The following is a 17,600-nucleotide window of genomic DNA, read 5'->3' as shown; positions in this document are numbered from 1 at the left end:
CAGGTGACTATCTGAGAGATATTCGACAAGTTCAGCAACCTCGGCCGCATCACGTGATGAGACCATCGCTTCTGCGCAGGTGATCAGACGGTCAGTCACTCCTCTCTGTGCAGAGACTACAACTGCCAGACGATCCTGTCTGGAATATCGATCATATACAATATCCACAGCCCTTCTGACTGACTCTGCGTTCTGGACAGAAGTGCCCCCAAACTTCATGATGAGCTTCATGCAGGTAGCAACTCTCCTAAATCTATGGATCGTTTTTTCTCAAAAGGGATGCTCCAGACGGTGAGGGAGATGACGATCCTACCAAAACATCAAAGTCATTCTGACTGTGACGTGTATATAATGCAGATTCAGGAGATCATCCGGTCCCATGTTCTGGTCATCGGAAGTGGGGGTGCAGGAGTCCGTGCCGCGATCGAGGCCTCTTCCCATGGAACCTGTGTCCTCATCTCCCGTACCATTGTCGGAAAGGGCGGATGTACAATCATGGCTGAAGGAGGGTATAACGCGGTGATGAATGAGGCCGATACTATCGCCGATCACTTTGCGGATACCATGAAAGGGGGGGCCTACCTCAATGATCAGGATCTGGTACATGTCCTGACCGAGGAAGCCCCTGACCGGATGCAGGATCTCATCACCTGGGGTGCGGTGTTTGATGTCACCGATTCATGCACTATCTGTCAGCGGCCGTTTGGCGGCCAGTGTTTTCCACGGACCTGTTATGCAGGAGACCGGACCGGGCATGAGATGATGGTCACCCTCATGGAACGGCTCGCACATACACCCGTCCGGATCTGTCATGAGATAGCAGCCTTTGATCTCCTTCTCTCTGATGGCCGGGTTACTGGTGCCCTTGGGCTTGACCGGAGCGGCAGACTCTATGTATTTCTTGCAGATGCAACGGTTCTTGCAACCGGTGGCGGCACCCGGGTCTATGACATCTCAACAAACTCGACGAGCGGGACCGGTGATGGGTATGCGATGGGATGGCGTGCAGGGGCAGAACTTATCGATATGGAGCAGGTGCAGTTTCATCCGACCGGTGCTGTCTATCCCTGGGATGCACGGGGAAGGCTCGTGACTGAAGCGGTAAGGGGAGAAGGGGGGGTCCTCAAAAACTCCCGTGGTGAACGGTTCATGTCCCGGTACGATCCGGTTCGGATGGAGCTCTCCACGAGGGATGTGGTAGCACGCGCATGTGCAACTGAGATCATGGAGGGACGCGGGACCCCTCATGGGGGAGTATGGCTTGATGTTACCCATCTCCCTGCCCGGACCATCGAAGAGCGGCTCCCGGTTATGCTGGAACAGTTCCTGAAGTACGGGGTGGATATCAGGACCGAACCGATGGAGGTGGCCCCGACTGCGCATCACATCATGGGCGGGCTTCGTATCAATCCTGATTGTCAGACCACCCTGCCCGGTCTCTTTGCGTGTGGAGAGGTAGCCGGAGGGGTGCATGGTGCCAACCGTCTGGGTGGGAATGCACTTGCTGAAACCCAGGTCTTTGGCAGGCGTGCAGGAGCGTCAGCCGGAAAAAGTCCGAAGCGGGATGTTACAATTCCTGATGATCAGATCGCATCTGCAATTACGATGCTTCAGGAATTCATCTCCGGAACCGTTCTGCCTGATCAGGTAAAGCGTGAAGTTCAGCAAATCATGTGGAAAGGTGCAGGCATTTTCAGAAATCGAACAGCTCTTTTGGAGACGAAGGATGCACTTGATGCACTTTCACGAAAACGGCTCAAAGCAGTCGACCCATCAGGATTCATCGACTGTTGTACCACGAGGAATATGATTGATACCGCACGACTGATTGTTACCGGCGCACTTCTTCGGGAAGAGTGCCGGGGAGCGCATGTCAGGACCGATGTTACCCAGGACTGGGATAATCAGAGCTCACCATTTGGTCATACGTTCCAGACAATGACGAAAGCGGGCATTGAACGGAGGGGATCCTGATGCAGATATCAGTGCGTGTATCGCGGTTTAACCCGGAAACCGATGCAGAGCCCCGTCTTGAGACCTGGACCGTGGAGGTCGAAGAAGGCGCGCGTGTTCTCAATGTTCTGGATGCGATCCATGCCCGGGATCCAACCCTCGCATACCGTTCCAGTTGTCGTGCAGGACAATGCGGCAGTTGTGCGGTACGGGTAAATGGAGAGCCGGTCCTTGCCTGCACACAAGAGGCATGGGACGGGATGATCATCGAGCCACTGGACCTGCCGGTCATCAGGGACCTGCTCGTAGATCTGGTTGCGGGCATCTCGCAGATTCCACGCATTCATACCAGTGCATGTGGTATCGTCCCAAAACAGGAGGTGATTGCTCAGATAAAACCCCTCCGGGACTGCATCGAATGCCTCTCCTGTGTATCGATCTGTCCGGCGATGAAGGTGACCGAATTCCTGGGGCCGACCTCAATGCGTTCACAGATGCGGATAGCACTCGATCCCCGTGAACCCGGCAACAGAATTCGCGAGGCCATCTCCCAGGGTCTCTTTACCTGTACAAGTTGTAACCGGTGCTGGCGTGTCTGTCCGAAGGATATCGAGATACCGGGTAAAGCAATTGAGAAACTGCGGGAGATTGCAAATCGGGAGGGGCTCACCCTGCCCCGGCATCAGGAGGTGGCAGCACTGGTCAGGACCACGGGCAGAAGTGTTGAACCTGGAAAACACATCTTCCTTGATCTCGTGGATGAGGTCATTGAACCATATGGAGAGGTCAGGCGTGAAGTCGGATTCTTCTCAGGATGTATGTTCAACGCCCGGCTCCCGGAGCGTGCATTGGATATGCTTGAGGTGATGCGTCATGCCGGTATCCGCGTGATCATTCCAAAAGAGCAGATATGCTGTGGTTCTCCCCTTATCAGAACCGGGCAGACCTCTTTTCTTGATGAGATAAAAGAGCGGAATATCAGGGCATTTCAGGATCGGGGAATTACAACCGTCATGACCATGTGTGCAGGGTGTGGTGCAACACTCAAACATGACTATGAAACCCCGTTTGAAGTGAAGGATGTATCGGAGGTTTTGACAGAGACCGGCCTGCCTCCTCTGACACAAGTTCCTGTCACGGCGACCTACCACGATCCCTGTCATCTCATGAACGGTCAGCAGATAACCACGCAGCCACGCAAGATACTGACAAGAGCGGTGGAGCGGTTTGTTGAGATGCCGGCACAGTGCTGCGGGTCTGGCGGGGGTGTCAGGTCAGGCCTTCCTGATGAGGCAGCAGCACTTGGGGAACTGAGACGGGCAGCGATCAATGCAACCGGAGCTGACATCGTGGTGACCATCTGTCCGTTCTGTGAGTACCATATTCAGGAGCACAGTGACCGGCCGGTCATGAACCTTATGACCGTTCTGGTGCAGGCACTGGGTCAGAAGCCGGCTACATTGTGATGATGCGGGACCCCGGCGTTGTCCATGAGTATCTCAGGGTGTTCTCGCTTCCTGACCAGAACGGACAGACCACCCTGCAGCCAGAACAAAAAACCCGGTGTGACCTCCTCCGCATTGGTGAGGAGGAATATTGCCGGTATATCAATGAGTTCTGGACTGCCCGGCAGCGGCAGGCATCCCGGCTCCATGAGATCTCCTACCGGGCATGCTTTAAGCCTCAACTACCCCGGTTTTTCATCAGTCTTCTCACCATGCCGGGGGATATTGTATATGACCCATTTACCGGCCGGGGGACAACACCCATCGAGGCCGCTCTTCTTGGTCGCCGGGTCATAGCAAATGACATCAATCCGCTCTCCCGTATCCTGACCGAACCCAGACTTCACCTCCCGGCGTATGATGATATCAGGGCACGCCTGTATGCGATCCCTGACAACCCAGAGGCAGCAGGTGAGATCGATCTCTCGATGTTTTACCATCCTGATACCCTCCGATCACTGTGCAGTATCCGTGCCTATCTGCTTAAGCAGGAGAAAAGAGGCGTGACTGATGAGACAGATGCATGGATCAGGATGGTTGCAACAAACCGGTTATCCGGTCACTCACCCGGCTTTTTTTCCGTATATACGCTACCTCCCAACCAGGCGGTAACACCGGAGCGACAGGTCATCATCAATCGGGACCGCAACCAGACTCCTCCCTATCGTGACGTCAGAGCGATTATTCTGAAGAAATCACGATCATTACTCCAGGGACTTGAACAGAAACAGAGGGAGAACCTTTCAAGGGCGAAAGAATCCTCCCTTTTCCTGACAAGAGATGCTCGCCACACTCCTGAAATTCCGGATAACACCGTTTCCTTAACGGTAACCTCTCCGCCGTTCCTGGACATTGTGCAATATGCCACTGATAACTGGCTACGGTGTTGGTTTAATGGTCTGGATGCGGAAGAGATTGGAAAAGGCATAACCACCACGCGGAAACTCGCTGACTGGGAGGCGGTTATGGGAGACGTCTTCATGGAGTTATTCCGGATAACCAGACCCGGCGGGTATGTGGCTTTTGAAGTGGGCGAGGTCAGGAATGGATCGATAAGACTTGATGAACATGTCATTCCTCTCGGGATCAGGGCAGGGTTTGTCTGCATAGCGGTCATTATAAATCAACAGAATTTTACCAAGACTGCGAACATCTGGGGGGTGAATAACATGGCGGTAGGGACAAACACAAACCGGATCGTATTATTTCATAAGCAGTCTGACGGCCTGTAATCCGTGTCATGAAAAAACCGGAGCTGATTTGGGGATTCTTCTCACGATGAACCGGCGGGCAATTCCGGGTTATTGGAGGGACCATGCAAAAAAATGCAGGTAATCCCTGCCTGGAAGTGGTTTTCCAATCCGGACTTATCTGGTCATCAGGTAATGAAAAGCTGATAACGCGGCTTTAGCCCCTTCTCCGCAGGCGATGATGATCTGTTTTCCGGCTATTGATGTCACATCTCCGGCAGCGAAAATCCCCGGAGCACTGGTCCGGCAGTCGATATCAATCTCAATCTCTTTCTGATCATTCAGTCTGAGCAGCCCTTCAACAAATGAGGTATTTGGAATCCAGCCAATCTCGGTGAACAACCCGTCAAGGTTCAGGCTTTTCTTCTCCCCGGTCTCCCGGTTTGTGATGATAATACCCGAAAGCCGGTCGTCGCCGAGCAGTTCGGTGACCTCATATCCGGTATGCGTGATGATATTCTCCTTCTGCTCATACTGGGTTTTGTATATGGCATCCGCACGGATACTGCTCCGTACGATAAGATGAACCTCCTTTGCAATGGAACTCATCTCAAGGGCAGTCGTAAGTGCCGAGTTCCCTCCCCCGACGATGCCGACAATCTTCTCTTTAAATAATGGTCCGTCACAGGTTGCGCAGACCGACAGTCCTCTCCCGATGAACTGATCCTCTCTTGGCACTCCAAGTTTTCGAGGTTTTTTCCCTTGGGCAAGGATCACTGTCTTTCCTTTATACTCCTGGTCTGAAACTGTTTTGATCGAGAATCCTCCGCTTGTCGGAAGAAGAGAGGTGACCTGGTCAAGTTCTATCCTGATCTCAAGCTCCCGAATCTGCTCTTCAAATTTTGACATCAGGTCATCACCGGTGATCATCCGGTATCCCATGTAATTTTCAATATTCCAACTCTCAAGAGCCTGCCCGCCGATGTCAGGTGAGATGATCAGAGTCTTGAGATTTTTCCTGACACAATAAAGGGCTGCAGTCAGTCCGGCAGGGCCTGCGCCAACGATAATTACATCAAACATATCCGGTTTTTTGCCTGAGGTAAAGAGTGCACGGAGCCGGTCAGTATCAAATCCGACAATCACCTCATCACCAGCAACAATAACCGGGACCCCGTATTGCCCGGAGAGTTCGACCATTTCTTTTGCTGCTTTCCGGTCAATACCCACATCAATCGACCGGTATGGAATATTATTTCTGTCAAGGAACGCCTTTGCAAGCCGGCAGTAGGGGCAGTTCTGTGTTGAATAAACTGTGACCTCTGGCATATGGGATAGGTATGTGCTGGTCACGTACAAAAAAGAAGCGGGGAATTAATCCCTGCGTCCAAGAATGAGGAGAGCAAGCCCTGCTGCAAGAGGGGCAATAAGAAGCGGTGCTTTTTCTGTTGCGGTTGCTACCGGTGTTGCTTCTTCGGTTGGAACATCCGCGATGGTTCCGGCCTGTGAGGGGGTCACTGATGCATCAATACTCCCTTCTTTTCCAGGAATAAAAGTCAGATCAAGCTTTTGTGACTCACCTGCATAGAGTTTGACCTTCTGTGCAGCCTGCATATCTCCAATCCAGAATGTGATGTACTCACCGATCTGGTCTTCCGCACCATTGACCACCAGACGGCGATCAAACGTTCCGGCGCCGCCATATACACCAGCAGCTGTTGTGGTCACAGTACCGACCTCAGACCCGTTCACTTTCGCAATAATTATCGTCCCTGCCTCGGCCGGGGTTCCATTTATTGAAACATTCCCATAAAACTCGTATGGCAGCGGGGGGATTGCGGAAACACCCATAACAAGGAGGGTGGTGAGAAGAATGCATACTCCAATCGTGTACTTCATGTTCCAGGTCTCCATTCTGAATATGTCCTAAGAAATGTGTTATAAAAATATAGGGTTTGTTTTATGCTTACGGACTCAGCGTTCCGGGTGTATTAAGATATATCCAGAACCCCTCACCAGGGATGAGGGTGATCTGACTCTGATTTTCTTTCATACCGGCATCCCGGTACTGCTGACGGGCAGCATCATAGCTGACAATATATGACCAGGATGACAGGCCTGACAAAGCCGTTTCAGCAGACGCCGGGCTTGTACCGGTAATACCTGCCAGGTTCCATCCTGCGTTCAGGGCTCTTGCTTCGGCTGGTGCCCCTTTGACCGTCAGGGGGATCGTCACCGGACTGGTGGTGTAGATCCAGTATCCGGTCATTGGTTTGAGCAGGTGGTCTTTTCCAACCGTAATCCATCCTGATCCGTCATAGGTAAGAATGGAATGGCCTGCACTCTGAACGTTCTTAAAGATTGCTGCGGTCTCACATCCTGCAGCCGGTTGCATCGGGATACTGATAAGGTTCCATCCGGTCTGAAGATTGACCTGAATCTCCTGTGTTGATGGAACAACCGGTGTGCTTCCCCCTGATACGGTTACCGCCCCGCTTTTTGCCTCTGCCTGGAGAGCGTTTCCTGCGTCATCATCTATCTGCAGGTTCTGGATCGTTATCTGGGCAGTTCCACTTCCGGTTGCCTGAACCGAGAGGGTTGCAAGGGGTACCTGTGATGCTCCGGCTTCTACTCCGCTGTTCAGATCAATGGCACGAAGGGCATAGGAACCCCCGTCACCAGGAAGTGCTTCAGAAAGGGCTGCCCATGAAGGATAGGTCGCTCCGGTTACTTTCACAACCGCCGCATTATCCGATTGAACAGTCATCTGGTACCCGGATATGCCAGATGGAGCTGAATCAAGAATGATATCAAGAGTTCCGGCAGCCCCGGGGGAGAGTGTTCCTGACTGGACAGAAACCACTGCACCCTCCACTCCTGTGACAACCGTTGCGATAATGCATAACAGACCGATCCATGTCAATTGAGTATTCATGATTGTATCTCCGTAAATAATGCCTGGACATCACTTAAATCCAGAGCTCCGTTCCCATTAAAATCATATGCAGATGTGTTTCCCTGGCTCTGCAGCCAGCTGAAATACGTGAAGAATACTGTTGGGTCCTGCAGATCCATCCTGCCATTCCCGTTCAGATCCTCATATCTCCCGTCCCCGTCAGGATCAGTTGGAACTGGTCCGTCTCCACCAAGCGGGCCGACAGGAGGCTTGGAGGGTGCAGTGTCTGGTTGCGGGAGAGACGGGGTGACCGGCTGAGCTGGACTCCCTTCAACCTCAACGAGCCAGAGATCACCGCTTGTATGTGCTCCTGATAGATCTCCGTCAGATGATGCAGTCATTCCGGTGATCATGAGGGAACCGGTCCCGGTTCGTTTTACCCAGGATCCCCGGTCAACTGACGAGCCGCCGATCTGCCTGTACCAGAGCAGGTTTCCATCACCATCCACCTCACCAATCAGGAGATCAGACTCACCATGATTTCCTTTGAACTGACCATCAACAGAATAACTGTCACCGACAAAGTATGCCCCTCCTTTCGGTGAGGGCTCAAGTTTCCAGACATTGTCACTAAAGCTCCCGCCATAGGTATGCATCCAGACCGGTGTTCCATCAGGAGTGATTCGCATCAGCCAGATATCACCTGCCCCATGATTCATCTCTACATCACCATCTCCTGATGCAGTGACGGCTGCAATCATGAGATCACCGGATGCAAGTTCAACAACCGAATGGCCCCAGTCAAGCGCTGACCCTCCAAAGGACCGTTCCCAGAGCAGGGTTCCGTTCAGATCGGTCTTTATCACCCATACATCGCTACTGGTCCGGTTGCCGGACACCATCCCATCGGTTGAGTTGGTATTTCCACAGGCAACAATTGAATGATCCCGGGTCAGGATGACACTGGTCCCGCTGTCACGTCTGCTTCCTCCATATGTCTGCTGCCACATGACTGTCCCGTTCTGATCAAGACGAATAAGCCAGAGATCTCCCTCTCCAAACTGACGAGTGGAATACCCGTCTGCGGACATCGTATACCCACAGAGGATATATCCTCCATCCGGCAGAAGGGCCAGATCTGATCCTTCATCGGTCAGACTTCCTCCAAATGCCTGATCCCAGCGGATATTTCCATCAGGGCCGATATTGAGAAACCACATGTCGCCATTTCCATGATAGCCGGTGACATCACCGTTATATGATCCGGTGGTGCCAATGACCGCTGCTCCGCCATCTGGTAAATTTCGCACAGCCAGGGCATAATCGGTCTCATTCCCGCCAAAAAGTTTCTCCCAGACGATTGCGTTATCTGCATTAAATCTGAGTACCCAGACATCCCCGTTTCCGAGGGATCCCAGATCAACGGATTGATCAGGGTATGCCACCCCGCATACGGTAGTATTCCCATCCGGTGAGGTATCAAGGCCATAGCCCCATTCAGGACCGTCCGGAAGACCAAGAACCTGGTTTTTTAGAATATCTCCGGGTGATGCCCCACATACCATCACCGGAAGTAGTACCATAAGACTGAAAAGTATCAGAGTGATCTGCCTCAGCACGATTCTCTCCCCCATTCTGAAATATTCGGAGAAAGTCAATATAAATGTTCTTCACCATATGTCCCAATCAGCAGGAAAAACCCGGCATGAGTATGCATTTTTGTCAGGAGTCAGATAAGCCTGCAGGCTGGATATTTATGGATGATATATGGAGGGCCGGTTTGGAATACCATTTCTTCGTGAAGGACCATATCTGATACATACATCTGGCGCTCGGGGGTACGTGTGATATGGTGGATGATGATGCGATTCAGGATACGTACAAAAAGGGGATAGAGGCCTATCGGAGAGGGGAGTTGCAGAATGCATCCAATCTCCTCATACAAGTGGTCGAAGCATCAGAAGAGGATCATAAGGCCTGGAACGCTCTTGGGGTTGTTTTTACAAAGATGGGAAAATATGAGGACGCGGAGGTATGCTTTGAAAATGCGCTCACCCTTGATCCCTCAAATGAAGTTTATAAAAGGAACCAGGAGAAGAACAAGAGTCATATAAAAAAAAGTGTGAAAGATCAGCTCTTATCACTCCCTGTCCCCCATTTTTCTGATATTCTTGTATGGCATCGTATTCTTGGTATCGCCGGGGTGATTGCAGTTATCGTCATGCTTGCATTCCTTCTTCCGCCGGTTCTCAATCCGTCCCCGCTCTCAGCAACCGCAGGTGACATCTCGATTTTTATTGATAGTACAGAAGACCTTGTTTTTATCAAAAACCAGGGGGGACCCGGACTTTCCAGGGTTCAACAGTTTGACATAACCATGAACAATCAGTCTTTGGGCACACTTGTTAAGACAGGAACTACCCTTGGCACATATGAAGGCTCATCAATTGCGATTCCCATCGACGATCTCTATCCGGTGTCTGAGAATAATGAGGTCACATGCCGGGTTACCGCCGTGTTCAACGACAATTCATCCAGGTTATTGCTGGCACGGACACTGGCCCTTCCGGTTCTTCAGGAGGAACCGGTGGTTGAGGAGCCGGTGATCGTTCCCCCGCATAACCCGATGTATTCGGTCGGAGATGTGCTCATAAGAAGAGAGAATGGGACTTACATACTGATTACCAGCCTCCTTCCAGATAACCAGTACCGGATTGAGGAGTTAATCAGACGAAATGACGGACAATTCCTCGTGCAGCCAGGGCTTGGAAGAAATGTCAGCATGGCGGAGTATGAGATGCTCTCTCAGAAAGCGGCAGAATTACCTGTGCCTGCTGATACGGTGTTCAGACCCGGGACCCCCTATCAGGCCCGGAGCATGCAGTCATCTTCAAAAGGGAGAAATCCACTCTATGTCCCGGGAGATCTTATCTCCCGGACATCAGGCAGGGCAGATGATGTCCTCGTGATTCTGGGGTATGACCCTGCAACAGACGAGTATGCCACCGATACCATCTATCCATACTATACCGGGGATTGGGGATACAGGCCGGATACTAGAGCCGAATGGATGGGGCGGGCAGAGGTTGAAGGAACCTATCCTGCCAGGGTAAACCGGATTGCACTCAGTCAGATCGGGATTGGGGCAGACTCATCCCCACCAGGAACAGAGCCTGTATATCGGGAGGGTGACATTATTGCGCAGGACCGGAGCGCAGATGCAGGACTCCTCCTCATACTCGCATACCATCCAAAGACCGGCGAGTACAGCACTGATGTGGTACGCTCTTCGTATGACGGGGGGTGGGTTCGGGACGGGCAGAATATCTCAAAACTCCGCTCGGTCCTGGAGCGGGAGTACCCCTATAAAGTCAGGAATGTGGACGTTTCTCTGGTAAAAATCAGATAAGTACGTATTCATCAGGAACGACCGGAGGAGGGGCAAGGGAGGAGGGTTCACCCATGATAATGATGGGTAATGAAACATTCTTCTCTGCATACCCTTCTGCATGAGCAGAAATCATAAGGCGGTACATACTCTCCGGCTCAATCAGCGAGATCGGAACTCGTGCGGTAAATGAACCATCCGGGTTTGTTGCTGTGGTAGTATTCATACCCTGAAACGAAAGGATGATTTCTGCATGAACAGAGGCATTCTCATCACCGGTGATCGTTCCTTGTATCCTGATGATATCACCCGGTGCATAGTATCCCCGATCTGTCTTTGCCAGGATAGTCAGGAATCTCTCATCAGTGCCGGTCACAGAATCTGCCAGAGTGGTTGCGGCAGGAAGACAATACCAGATCAGGAATACTGCTAGTATATACAGGGTCAATCGTTTGTGCATCATATCACCAGAGCCGTGCCCGTTCGGTCTCATTCACATAGAGTGGATCGCCCGGATTAATATCCGGAAATGCTTCATAGAATTCATCCATATGGAAGGGAATGATATTTACCCGATACTTGTTCCAGGGATGATCCTCTGACATCGTAACATTGCGCAGGTTCTCATCGGTGATATTTCCTCTCATCGCCTGTGCAAATGCGACAAAGAATCGTTGTCGGTCAGTCAGACCATCAATTCCCGGGGTATCAAGCGAGTCCGGATCGGTGCGTGATCTGATAAATGCATGATAGGCAAGGGTGAGGCCCCCAAGGTCAGCGGAACTTTCGATAAGCATTTGTGTTCCATTCAGGGTCAGATTGTCAAGGACCGGTGTTTCGTTGACCTGCACAATCAACGGCCAGGCTGCATGGAAGTACCGGTTTGCATCATCATCTGTCCACCAGTTCTCTTTCTTTCCATCCGGACGATACTGCTGGCCTCCGATATCAATCATATGAATAAGCTCATGCCCGTAGACCCATCCGAATGATCCATAATTCCATGCATCATCAACCATCGGATCAAAAAATGGCGGGTTTAAAAATCCGGCAGGGGCGATGATCCGGTTATGAACAAGATCATAATGGGCCTCAACCCCGTGTGGAGACACATACCATACATCTGGATCCGACGGTTCGCCGGAGAGCTGAAGGCTTCCATTGGTAAAGTACTCATTCAGAGCCAGCATGTTCTCCAGATATGAGGTGTCACTGAGGGTAAGGTTCCGGTACTGACCCCATTCTTCAGGATACCCTGCCTGTTCCTTTAGTGCGTCCATCTTCAAAAGAGCAATATCTTTTGTCTCCTGACTCATCCATGAGAGGTTCTGCACCCGTTCACGCATGACCTCCCTGATATTTTTGATAATTTCTTCTGCTTTTGCCTTGTCAGATGCAGAAAAATACCTGTCAACATACAGATGAGCAATGGGGTTTCCAAGATAGAGGTTCATGATGTCAAAAACCCGATCTTTTTGTGGAGTAATCTCGCCTTTTGAGAGTTTTACATCATAAAACCGGTAATACCTGTCCTGCATGTCAGGTGTGGCATAGGGTGCTGCATACTGCAGGACCCGCCAGGTCAGAAAAACCTTTAGATCATCAACAGGTTCTGATGAGAGTATTCTGCCGACTTCCCTGAGGTAATTCGGATTTGTGATATAGATCTCTTTGAGATCAGGACGCCCGGACTTTTCAAAGAGAGCATTCCAGTTTACCCCGGGAAAGAGGGTTTTCAGATCCGCTGCCTGGTATGTTCCTGCCTTCAGTTCTTCTGAACTGTTTGCATGAGACGTATTCAGACCCATCTCAGCCTGTGCCATCCGGCGTTCTATCCTGAATACGACATCCGCAGCGTTCTGTGCTGCATCAGCATCCATACCCTGATCCCTGAAGGTTGAGGCAACATACTCCTTCATCAGGTCCTGGACCCGAACAGCCTCATCAAATGCAAGTTCGTAAAACGGGGGGAACCTGATGGTAAAATCACCGGTCTCGACGGTCGCGATAAGTTCCTGCCGTTTCTCAGGGTTTTCATCAATATACAGGATGAAAAAGGGATCCAGTCCGCGTGCGGTCAGATTTGAAGCGATCACACGAATCTCACTCCGGTCTGATGCCCGTGCAATCTCATCAAGTTCATCCTGAACCGGAGTAAGGCCTGTCTTTGCATTTGACTCATCATTGAGTGCAGCACGGTAAAATGATCCCAGAAGTTGCCGGGGAGTTCCCTGTTCTGCACTGTAATCGGTTGCGGCGTCTTCAACAAGGGATCTCACCCGTTTATCGACCATATCCTTTACCTCTTCAAATGCAGAGTAAAATTTCTGATCCTTTGGAACCGGGTGGTCAGCAATCCAGTAATAATTAGCATATGAGAAGAAATCCACCCCTGGATCAATTGACCGGTTCATCCCTGGTGGAGTTGCCAAAGAGACAGGATCGGCCGGCACCGTCCAGGTCAGAACCAGGATGGAGCAGAGTACAGAGAGAAGAACCAGTTGCAGGTATGAAGACAGGATGATGGCTGTATGCAGATCCGTCTCGCGCGAACGTATATGGGAATGAACGATAGGTGTATTCATGATAAGATATTCCTCTAAAAACATGAACTGCTGAGAAGCCCTCTTGGCGTATGACATAAAAGATGTAAGAACTGCAATGGATCCCGTTGATAACCAGTATCATATCGTCCTTATCATCATTCTTATATCACTCATTATCGCTGCAGGAATATCTGTTTTATTTACCGGGGGGCAGGGTCCTGGTGAGACCTTGAATCTATCAGGTTCTCTTGTGGAACAAGACAGTACCGGGCAGAAAGAGGATCCGGCAGAGACCTGGATTGTTCGGATTCTCTGGGTTGATGATCAGAACCGGACATATTCATTTCAGGATTATCCACAGGATACAAAGCCTGATCCAAAGTCATACACTTTTACCGGAGATCCCCCGCCAGGGGCACAGGCTGCTATGATACGGTTTCTCTCATGGGACGGGAGTACTGAGCGGACACAGGGAGCGCGTTATATCATGGATCCGGACTCAGTCACCGCTGTTCTGAACCGGTATACCTTAATGGCCCGATTATCCCCCCTGCCAACAACAACCCCTGTTACTACCAACACACCAGCTCCATCAGGGACACCCATTCCTGGCATGCTGATTCCGGAATCGGGTGTGGTATGCAGAAACGCTGACGGCTCATGTACTGCCAGATTTGGATACACTTCCCGCCATGACCACCCCGTTTCACTCCCGGTTGGCGATATGAACCGGTTTTATCCTGGTGAACCAGACCGTGGTCAGCCGGTGGTATTTATGCCAGGAATACACCATGATGTCTTCTCAGTCACCTATCCGGGAGACGCAACAAATCTGGTCTGGTTCCTGATGGACAAGCAGGTGTCAGTTGGTACAGTTCCCAGGGTGAATACGTCTATCATGATCGAGCCAATATCCGGCTATGCCCCTCTTGAGGTGCGGTTTTCTGAGCGATCTACCGGTTCAGTCCCCAATAACCCCCTGGCTGGGACATGGAATCTGGGAGACGGAACCATAACTTCCATTACCGGGCCGTTTTACCACCGGTATGAATATCCCGGGCGCTATACCGTCAGTTATACCGTCTCTAATGCGTGCAGCCAGGCCAGGGACAGTGGCGTTGTAACCGTTTATCAGGCGTCGTATACCTGGGATACAGATCCGAAAAATCCTGCAACCGTACGGTTCTCATGCACATCAACCGGAGATCCCTCGGTATGGTTCTGGGATTTTGGTGACGGGTATACCTCATGGGAGCAAAACCCTGTTCATACCTATCAGCGGGCAGGAACGTACCAGGTCGGACTGACCATATCCGGTCAGCATGGCAAAGGATCGGTGGTCCATACCATCTCTGTCCCTTCATGAGATCAAAAACAGGGAAAAACAGGCGGTGATGTATTCTGAAATATCTTAAACAACCCGTGCTTTTTCAGGCGGGCCAAGAATCTTCTGAACGGCGCCTAAAAGATTATCCGCGATATAGGGCTTGACGATATACCCTCTGGCACCCATCCTCCGTGCCAGGTCAACCATACTCTCTTCACCCACCGATGTGCACATCATGATCTTTGCATCTGGTGCATCACTCCTGATCCGGCGCAGTACTTCAATACCGTTAAGGTCAGGCATGATCAGGTCTAGCATAACCAGACTTGGCTGCAGAGCATGAAATTGTCTGATCCCCTCTTCCCCACATGAGGCCATACCGGATATCTCGTACCCGGCTGAGAGGAGAATTGATCTGAGCAGATTGCGATCAAAATCCGTATCATCAACAATCAGGATTCCCATTCGTACCCATTCCTTGATTCATAAATCTTTAAAAATTCCATACATTCACCCGTGCAGGGTCAGGTGCACCGATTACTTGTTTTACGGTCGCAAGGAGGGATTTGGCCTGGAATGGTTTGATAATATATCCTTTTGCCCCATATCGAATCGCAAGATCAACCACCGGATCTGAATGGGCAGATGTACAAATCAGGGCATTGGTCTTATCGTTCTCCTTCATAAGTCTGATCAGTACCTCTATTCCGTTCATCTTTGGCATCATGAGGTCTATCGTAATAAGATCGGGTCTCAGGGTTTTACACAGGTTGATACCTTCTTCTCCGCTTCGTGCTGTCCCCACCACTTCATATCCCGCGGAGAGCAGGATTGAATGAAGCACTTTCCGGTCGAGATCCTCGTCATCAATAATAAGTACTGTTGGCATGTCGTTCTCCGGATTAATTCGCCCCTTCAGGAAGGGTAAAGAAGAAGGTTGCTCCTTCACCGATAGCACCCTCTGCCCAGATACGTCCACCATGCCGGTGTATGATCCGCTGCACTGTTGCAAGACCGATTCCGTTTCCTGGAAACTCTTGGTGTGAATGGAGTCTTTGCAGGGGAATAAAGAGAAGATTTGCTTTATCAGATGGAAAACCAGCACCATTATCCTTCACAAAAAACACACGCGTCTGGCCCTGCATCATACTCCCCATCTGTATCTGTGCATTATCGGTCTTCATGGTATACTTCCAGGCATTCCCTATCAGATTTTTCAAAGCGATCTCACAAAGTCCTGGATCTCCATATGCCATCAGCCCTTCTTCAACCCTCCAGGAGACCTTGCGGTCCGGATCATGGGTCGCCAGCTGCCCCAGGATCTCGCGTGCCATGTGGGAGAGATCAAGCCGTTCCATAAGAATGGGTGCTCGTGTAACCCGGGAGAGCCGGAGAAAATCCTCAATAAGTTGATCCATCTGGTTTGCTGCCTGCCTGATCCGTGACAGACATTCGATACCATCAGGGGGGAGATACCCGGCATAGGTCTCCTCAAGAATTCGGGAGAATCCATCGATTGCGATAAGCGGCGCACGCAGGTCATGTGAGACTGAATAGCTGAATGAGTCAAGTTCGCGGTTTGCCGCTTCAAGCTCTGCCTCAAGTCTGGAGCGCTCCCGTGCCATCTCAATAGTCACATACAGATCCCGTTCACGGAACGGTTTGACCAGATATCCAAATGGCCCCGCCTCCTTGGCACGTGCGATGGTCTGCTCATCGGCATACGCCGTCAGAAATATCACCGGAATATGATATTGGCCAGAAATTCTGTCAGCTGCCTGGATTCCGTCCATTTTTCCTGTCAGATGGATATCCATGAGGATGACATCAGGCCGTGATTTCCCTGCCATTTCAACAGCCTCTTCTCCGGTCGGAAGGGTATCAATCACTTCATATCCGTACCGGCGAAGTTTTGATGCGATAGATTCTGCGACGATAGCTTCATCTTCAACGATAAGCACCTGGGTCATACATTACCTGCCTGTTTCGGGAATCTGACCGTACATTCCATTCCTGCACCCTGCGAACTTTCAATCTGAAGTGTTCCCCGTATCTGTTTTGCAAGAATCCGTACAAGACGCATACCAAGACTTGAGATCTTCTCGATATCAAATCCAGGGGGAAGACCTACCCCGTCATCTGAATACCGCATCATGCACCCGCCGTCCTCACATGACAACTGAATGGTGATATGCCCGGATGGCCGGTCCACAAAGGCATATTTCATTGAATTGACCATCAGCTCATTCACGATCAAACCGATAGTGACGGCGGTATCCAGACTGAGCATGATACTTCCGACATCGATCTCAGTCCTGATATCCCTTACGGTTGCGAATCCCTCAGTCACCGCCCTGGCCAGTTCCTCAAGATATTGGCCGAATGGAATGCTTGCAAGTGATTCAGTCCGGTATAAGGTCTCGTGAACGAGCGCCATCGAATCAATCCGCTGTTCACAATCATGAAGGGCGGAGAGAACGACCTCATCAGAGATGTACTCTTCCTGCAGCTGGAGCATACTTGAGATGATCTGCATGTTATTTTTAACCCGGTGATGCAGTTCACGAAAGAGGACATCCTTCTCTTCAATCATATGATGGAGTCTCTCCTGGTACCGCTTGTTCTCGGTAATATCGATGAGGATGCCCCGGGTACCGGAAAAAACTCCGTCACGAATGATAGGAGCCAGAGAGAGATGGATAATCCGCGGATCTTCCGGATCACCTGCTGCAATAAAGTCACCGGCGACCGGCATCAGATCATTTGCCACCTGTTTCATAATTGTGGAGAACCTG

At 50.9% G+C, this 17,600-nt stretch carries 16 protein-coding genes; 5 read left to right on the top strand and 11 right to left on the bottom strand.

Going from position 1 to position 17,600, the window contains the following annotated elements; all coding sequences use genetic code 11:
- Positions 1-219, bottom strand: a 219-nt coding sequence (locus PLA23_RS02910) for an amino acid kinase family protein (protein ID WP_502883589.1), incomplete at its 3' end; no start/stop codon positions are given.
- Between the two features lie 132 nt (positions 220-351).
- On the opposite strand from PLA23_RS02910, the gene tfrA reads away from it, so the two are divergent.
- The 3 genes from tfrA to PLA23_RS02895 are packed head-to-tail and all read left to right on the top strand — an operon-like array spanning position 352 to position 4,690.
- Positions 352-1,974, top strand: coding sequence for a fumarate reductase (CoM/CoB) subunit TfrA (gene tfrA, locus PLA23_RS02905; protein WP_324473945.1), 1,623 nt, complete (start codon positions 352-354; stop codon positions 1,972-1,974).
- Positions 1,971-3,419, top strand: coding sequence for a fumarate reductase (CoM/CoB) subunit TfrB (gene tfrB / locus PLA23_RS02900; protein ID WP_324473947.1), 1,449 nt, complete (start codon positions 1,971-1,973; stop codon positions 3,417-3,419). Before tfrA ends, tfrB begins: the two co-directional genes overlap by 4 nt.
- Positions 3,419-4,690, top strand: coding sequence for a DNA methyltransferase (locus tag PLA23_RS02895; protein WP_324330495.1), 1,272 nt, complete (start codon positions 3,419-3,421; stop codon positions 4,688-4,690). Before tfrB ends, PLA23_RS02895 begins: the two co-directional genes overlap by 1 nt.
- Positions 4,691-4,825: 135 nt before the next feature.
- Here PLA23_RS02895 and PLA23_RS02890 read toward each other — a convergent pair whose 3' ends face one another.
- The 4 genes from PLA23_RS02890 to PLA23_RS02875 form a co-directional block, all read right to left on the bottom strand.
- Positions 4,826-5,977, bottom strand: coding sequence for an FAD-dependent oxidoreductase (locus tag PLA23_RS02890; protein ID WP_324473943.1), 1,152 nt, complete (start codon positions 5,975-5,977; stop codon positions 4,826-4,828).
- A 45-nt stretch (positions 5,978-6,022) separates the two neighbouring features.
- Positions 6,023-6,547 (bottom strand): hypothetical protein, encoded by a 525-nt coding sequence (locus PLA23_RS02885; protein ID WP_324473942.1) that lies wholly within the window; start codon positions 6,545-6,547, stop codon positions 6,023-6,025.
- A gap of 67 nt (positions 6,548-6,614) precedes the next feature.
- Complete coding sequence (locus PLA23_RS02880; protein WP_324473940.1) at positions 6,615-7,583, bottom strand: hypothetical protein; 969 nt, start codon at positions 7,581-7,583, stop codon at positions 6,615-6,617.
- Positions 7,580-9,127, bottom strand: coding sequence for a hypothetical protein (locus PLA23_RS02875; protein ID WP_324473937.1), 1,548 nt, complete (start codon positions 9,125-9,127; stop codon positions 7,580-7,582). Before PLA23_RS02875 ends, PLA23_RS02880 begins: the two co-directional genes overlap by 4 nt.
- 266 nt (positions 9,128-9,393) lie before the next feature.
- Between PLA23_RS02875 and PLA23_RS02870 the strand changes: the two genes are divergently transcribed.
- Complete coding sequence (locus PLA23_RS02870; RefSeq protein WP_324331017.1) at positions 9,394-10,953, top strand: tetratricopeptide repeat protein; 1,560 nt, start codon at positions 9,394-9,396, stop codon at positions 10,951-10,953.
- Here the strand turns inward: PLA23_RS02870 and PLA23_RS02865 are convergent.
- Both PLA23_RS02865 and PLA23_RS02860 read right to left on the bottom strand, forming a co-directional pair.
- Complete coding sequence (locus PLA23_RS02865; RefSeq protein WP_324473936.1) at positions 10,946-11,395, bottom strand: hypothetical protein; 450 nt, start codon at positions 11,393-11,395, stop codon at positions 10,946-10,948. The genes PLA23_RS02870 and PLA23_RS02865 overlap by 8 nt on opposite strands.
- 1 nt (position 11,396) lies before the next feature.
- Positions 11,397-13,517, bottom strand: coding sequence for a M13 family metallopeptidase (locus PLA23_RS02860; RefSeq protein ID WP_324473934.1), 2,121 nt, complete (start codon positions 13,515-13,517; stop codon positions 11,397-11,399).
- 76 nt (positions 13,518-13,593) lie between these two features.
- Here PLA23_RS02860 and PLA23_RS02855 point away from each other — a divergent pair, with 76 nt between their 5' ends.
- Positions 13,594-14,844, top strand: a complete 1,251-nt coding sequence (locus tag PLA23_RS02855; RefSeq protein WP_324473932.1) for a PKD domain-containing protein — start codon at positions 13,594-13,596, stop codon at positions 14,842-14,844.
- Between the two features lie 45 nt (positions 14,845-14,889).
- Here the strand turns inward: PLA23_RS02855 and PLA23_RS02850 are convergent, their stop codons facing one another.
- The 4 genes from PLA23_RS02850 to PLA23_RS02835 form a co-directional block, all read right to left on the bottom strand.
- Positions 14,890-15,270 carry a response regulator gene (locus tag PLA23_RS02850; protein ID WP_324328741.1) on the bottom strand — a complete coding sequence of 127 codons (381 nt, stop codon included), beginning with the start codon at positions 15,268-15,270 and terminating at the stop codon, positions 14,890-14,892.
- A 28-nt stretch (positions 15,271-15,298) separates the two neighbouring features.
- On the bottom strand, positions 15,299-15,694 hold the full coding sequence (locus PLA23_RS02845) for a response regulator (RefSeq protein ID WP_324328743.1): 396 nt from the start codon (positions 15,692-15,694) through the stop codon (positions 15,299-15,301).
- A 13-nt stretch (positions 15,695-15,707) separates the two neighbouring features.
- Positions 15,708-16,775, bottom strand: coding sequence for a sensor histidine kinase (locus tag PLA23_RS02840; RefSeq protein ID WP_324328746.1), 1,068 nt, complete (start codon positions 16,773-16,775; stop codon positions 15,708-15,710).
- Positions 16,772-17,600: sensor histidine kinase (locus PLA23_RS02835; RefSeq protein ID WP_324473930.1), on the bottom strand; the 829-nt coding region annotated here is incomplete at its 5' end. The genes PLA23_RS02835 and PLA23_RS02840, both read right to left, overlap by 4 nt.

The sequence above is a fragment of the Methanospirillum sp. genome, assembly GCF_035406105.1.
GTDB lineage: Archaea > Halobacteriota > Methanomicrobia > Methanomicrobiales > Methanospirillaceae > Methanospirillum.
Note: the sequence above shows the minus strand (reverse complement) of the source record. Positions and strands in the feature narration are given on the sequence as shown.

Excerpts from the sequence above, each read along its gene's own strand:
- tfrA (WP_324473945.1), top strand. The coding sequence starts at position 352 with ATGCAGATTCAGGAGATCATCCGGTCCCATGTTCTGGTCATCGGAAGT.
- PLA23_RS02895 (WP_324330495.1), top strand. The coding sequence starts at position 3,419 with ATGATGCGGGACCCCGGCGTTGTCCATGAGTATCTCAGGGTGTTCTCG.
- PLA23_RS02890 (WP_324473943.1), bottom strand. The coding sequence starts at position 5,977 with ATGCCAGAGGTCACAGTTTATTCAACACAGAACTGCCCCTACTGCCGG.
- PLA23_RS02885 (WP_324473942.1), bottom strand. The coding sequence starts at position 6,547 with ATGAAGTACACGATTGGAGTATGCATTCTTCTCACCACCCTCCTTGTT.
- PLA23_RS02880 (WP_324473940.1), bottom strand. The coding sequence starts at position 7,583 with ATGAATACTCAATTGACATGGATCGGTCTGTTATGCATTATCGCAACG.
- PLA23_RS02875 (WP_324473937.1), bottom strand. The coding sequence starts at position 9,127 with ATGGTACTACTTCCGGTGATGGTATGTGGGGCATCACCCGGAGATATT.
- PLA23_RS02870 (WP_324331017.1), top strand. The coding sequence starts at position 9,394 with ATGGTGGATGATGATGCGATTCAGGATACGTACAAAAAGGGGATAGAG.
- PLA23_RS02865 (WP_324473936.1), bottom strand. The coding sequence starts at position 11,395 with ATGATGCACAAACGATTGACCCTGTATATACTAGCAGTATTCCTGATC.
- PLA23_RS02860 (WP_324473934.1), bottom strand. The coding sequence starts at position 13,517 with ATGAATACACCTATCGTTCATTCCCATATACGTTCGCGCGAGACGGAT.
- PLA23_RS02855 (WP_324473932.1), top strand. The coding sequence starts at position 13,594 with ATGGATCCCGTTGATAACCAGTATCATATCGTCCTTATCATCATTCTT.
- PLA23_RS02850 (WP_324328741.1), bottom strand. The coding sequence starts at position 15,270 with ATGGGAATCCTGATTGTTGATGATACGGATTTTGATCGCAATCTGCTC.
- PLA23_RS02845 (WP_324328743.1), bottom strand. The coding sequence starts at position 15,694 with ATGCCAACAGTACTTATTATTGATGACGAGGATCTCGACCGGAAAGTG.
- PLA23_RS02840 (WP_324328746.1), bottom strand. The coding sequence starts at position 16,775 with ATGACCCAGGTGCTTATCGTTGAAGATGAAGCTATCGTCGCAGAATCT.